General features: G+C 28.4%; 3 protein-coding genes. 1 reads left to right on the forward strand and 2 read right to left on the reverse strand.

Going from position 1 to position 3,546, the window contains the following annotated elements; genetic code table 11:
* Positions 1–212 precede the first annotated feature (212 nt).
* Positions 213–1,058, reverse strand: a complete 846-nt coding sequence (locus Q0H31_RS12950; RefSeq protein ID WP_295298846.1) for a helix-turn-helix domain-containing protein — start codon at positions 1,056–1,058, stop codon at positions 213–215.
* A gap of 277 nt (positions 1,059–1,335) precedes the next feature.
* Between Q0H31_RS12950 and Q0H31_RS12955 the strand changes: the two genes are divergently transcribed.
* A complete protein-coding gene (locus Q0H31_RS12955) occupies positions 1,336–2,550 on the forward strand; it encodes an MFS transporter (protein WP_295298848.1) in 1,215 nt (404 codons plus the stop codon).
* 480 nt (positions 2,551–3,030) lie between these two features.
* Here Q0H31_RS12955 and Q0H31_RS12960 read toward each other — a convergent pair.
* Positions 3,031–3,546, reverse strand: a 516-nt coding sequence (locus Q0H31_RS12960; RefSeq protein WP_295298851.1) for an HD domain-containing protein, incomplete at its 5' end; no start/stop codon positions are given.

A 3,546-nucleotide genomic window follows, 5' to 3' on the forward strand; every position in this document is an offset into this window, starting at 1 on the left:
ATGTCATGTGCATTCGAAATAGATTTCCAATTAGAAAATTCTTTTCCGCAATCAAAAGTGATCGACTTAAAGAGATGGCTTTTTCTGTCTAGCTTAATTTTACAAATTGGGATTTTTAAAAAAGGACAGTTTTTCTACTCTCTATATTATACATTCTGTTTAAAGACATGGGTACAGAATTTCTGTGCGAATTATTTAATAAATAAGAGATATTATCCTACATGCTCATTGTAATGTTGTTGATACTGTGACTTGATACTATTTTCTCCTAAAATTTCAAACACTTTTAGAGCTTGTTGCATTTTTTCTAGACCACTTCTATTATTTATTTTAAATTCATAGTAGCCTGTAGCATATAGAAATACAGTTTGTTCATAGTAGTTAAACTCATTATTTAATAATTTTTTGATCTCGTTAATGAGATAAGAACAATTTTGAAATTTTCTTTTGTCAATGCTTACAATTAAGCAGTTAATTGCCAGTTGAGTAACGAGTTTTTTATTAGTCTTATTCAAGGTTGAGTAAATAAAATTTTTTATCATTTCCTTTGTTAATAAAAAAGCAGAATTATATTGAATGGTTCGGATACAATTTGCTAATAATATAATTTCATAGTATCCCCAAGTTTCAACTTTGAACAAATAATCAGTCAAAGATTCTAATTCTGCCTCGGATGGTGAGATCTTATTATCCAATGTATAGATTATTGATTTTACCATAATTCGTTCCAATGAATTGAGTTGATAAATTGTAGAATTAGTGAGTAAGGATTTAATGTTATCAACATTTTGTAGGGAATACTCTTTACGGATATATTGCATTAAGTTGCCAAATGATATCGTTTGGGTATATTCAGTATCATGAAGAATAAGAAATTCATCCAATGAGATGTGTAATTTATCTAAAATGTTGATAAGTCGAATACAAGATATCTCAGATTCCCCACGTTCGAATCTGGAAATCTGTGATTTTGATAGATGTTTATCTGCGATAGAACAGATACTTACTTGTTTACTCTTTCGTATTTTTCTAAGTGTTTGACCAAGTTTAGATTTCATTTTTCCCACTTTCACAACAAAAATTTAAATAGTTTTTATTTATTATACAATACTTAAAAGAGAAAAGGAAATTGATATGAAAATTTGTATAAATTTATTCCAATTTCAAATCAATAGTTTAACACTATCTAATGCAGAATTAGGATTTAATAAAATAAAATCAAATAGGCCAAATTAAAAAGATCTTTATTGTAGAAAAAGTTTTTTCAAGAGTAATGAAATTTTTTAAGTATATTAGATCTTTATTAATCAAATTTTGAAGGGAGATTGTAGAGTTATGAGTAAAAAAAATATAATATTACTTATTTCTAGGGGACAAACTAATAATTTTGGAAATAGAGTATATGATTACGCAAATAAAATATTCATTGCTGCATTACCAAAATCGTCAGTATTTTTTATGTCAGTTTATCAATCAACAGAGGTATTAGCACAAATATTTTTTAATTTAATAGGAGGTTTTGTTGCAGATTTTGGAAATAGGAAAAAAATACTTATTTTAACGGATATCATCGCTGCTATTTCAACATTTGTTGCTTTTTTATTTCTAGATATGCCTAATAGTACAATAGTGTTAGTAATAGTCAATATTATATTAGCTATTCTAAATTCTTTTAATAATCCTGCTTACAAAGCAACAGTTAGAGACTTATTGGATAAAAACTCGATATACATATATAATTCATACAGTAGGAGTATAGCAGAGATTTTTAATATAATAGTTCCATTTTTTGGAATTTGGATTATTTCTCTATTTGGTTTCAAAGTTTCAATGTTACTAAATTCATTAAGTTTTGCCATCTCTGCGATTATAGAATCGAAATTTGCTATTAAAAGACATGGTTTTAAAAATCAGAAAACTGCAAAAAAAGCAGATATAATGAAAAGTATTATTGAGGGATTTTATTATATCTTTCAAAGAAAAGAGTTTTTTATTATTTTGATATTGGTATCCGTACTTAATTTTTTCGTCGCAGGTATAGAACTTTACTTGCCATTTATAAATAAATTTTTAAATGTTCCCTATATGTATGGATATATATTAGCGGTTCAAACTATTGGGAAAATACTTGGAGCGTACATTAATAAGTTTTTTAAGAATGATTTCACAATGTCTGAATGTTGTAACTTTTTACTTATGTCTTCAATTGCATTGGTTCCAATTGTTTTTATTAATAATATTTATTTGATAATATTACTTTTTGGAATTAGCTCTTTATTCATTATGATATTTGATGTTCAAATATTTTCAAAAATTCAATCAGAGATCTCAGAAGAATTTTTAGGTAGAGTTTTTAGTACAGTTTCATTACTATCCTTGGTTTTATCTCCAGTTGGAACTTTTGTTTTTTCTATTTTGAAATTTCATTCAGCTGTGATTTTTTCTATTATTGCATTATTCCAAGTTATATTCTGTATTTTTATAAAAATATTACTTTCTTTTGTTAATTCTAAACAGTCATCAGGAAATGGACCTAATGGTTTGAAATGAAAATTAAGTATAGTCTCACAAATAGTTTAGAAATATTTAATTTATCACCTAAATTGTATAATTCTTACATATTATCCATGTATTCTATCTAGTTCACAAACATATAAAAATAAGAGGCACTTAGGCCTCTTTTTCTCTCCTTCAAACACTCTGTCACTGTCCATTTACTGTCCAATATAGTGTAATATATCTAAAAATTGTTAATTATATTGAAGACTAAATCCTTTAAAATCAATATTTCTATGTATAACAAGACTTAAAGAATCTTAAATTAAGTCTTGCATAGACATCAATCTGCATTAAAATAATCATAAACCTCTTTAAATAGTGTCTGTAATATTTCTTGCTCTTCTTCATCTAAATTATTTTCAGATACTAGATCATCCAAATACTTAGGTACAGTAAATGGTTTTTAATAGTCGATTTAGCATATCTTCCTATCAAATGAGTCTTTTATAAAAGTTAATTTCAATATTTTATTCAGTACAATTCCTTTTCTAGTTCATTTAGAAAGGTGATTAAAAATTGATGGCGCCTTTCTGCCATTTGTTTGGCAGTCTCCGTGTTCATTTCATCTTTTAAGAGGAGCAACTTGTCATGGAAATGTTGGATGGTATCAGTAAGGGACCTCCCTTTGTGGCCACCATAGGAAAAAGTTCGCGCAATTCCTACAGCTCCTATCGCATCCAGGCGGTCTGCATCCTGGACAATCTTGCCTTCTAAGGTTTCTGGATGTTTACCGCGATTTTTGCTGAAAGAAACAGCATTGATAACCTGGCAAATCTGGTCGATTCGGTTTTGAGGAATACAAATCTCTTCTAGAAACGTGCGAGCATTCGCATTATTCTCTGTTTGAAATAATTTATAATCATCAGCATCGTGAAGAAGAGCTGACAAGCCCACTATCTCCATATCACATGGACCTTCTGCTTGTGCGATTCTCATAGCATTGGTATAGACGCGAAGGGTATGCTCTACATCATGGCCATCCGCTCG

The organism is uncultured Brachyspira sp., assembly GCF_934747485.1.
In the GTDB taxonomy this organism is placed as follows: domain Bacteria; phylum Spirochaetota; class Brachyspiria; order Brachyspirales; family Brachyspiraceae; genus Brachyspira.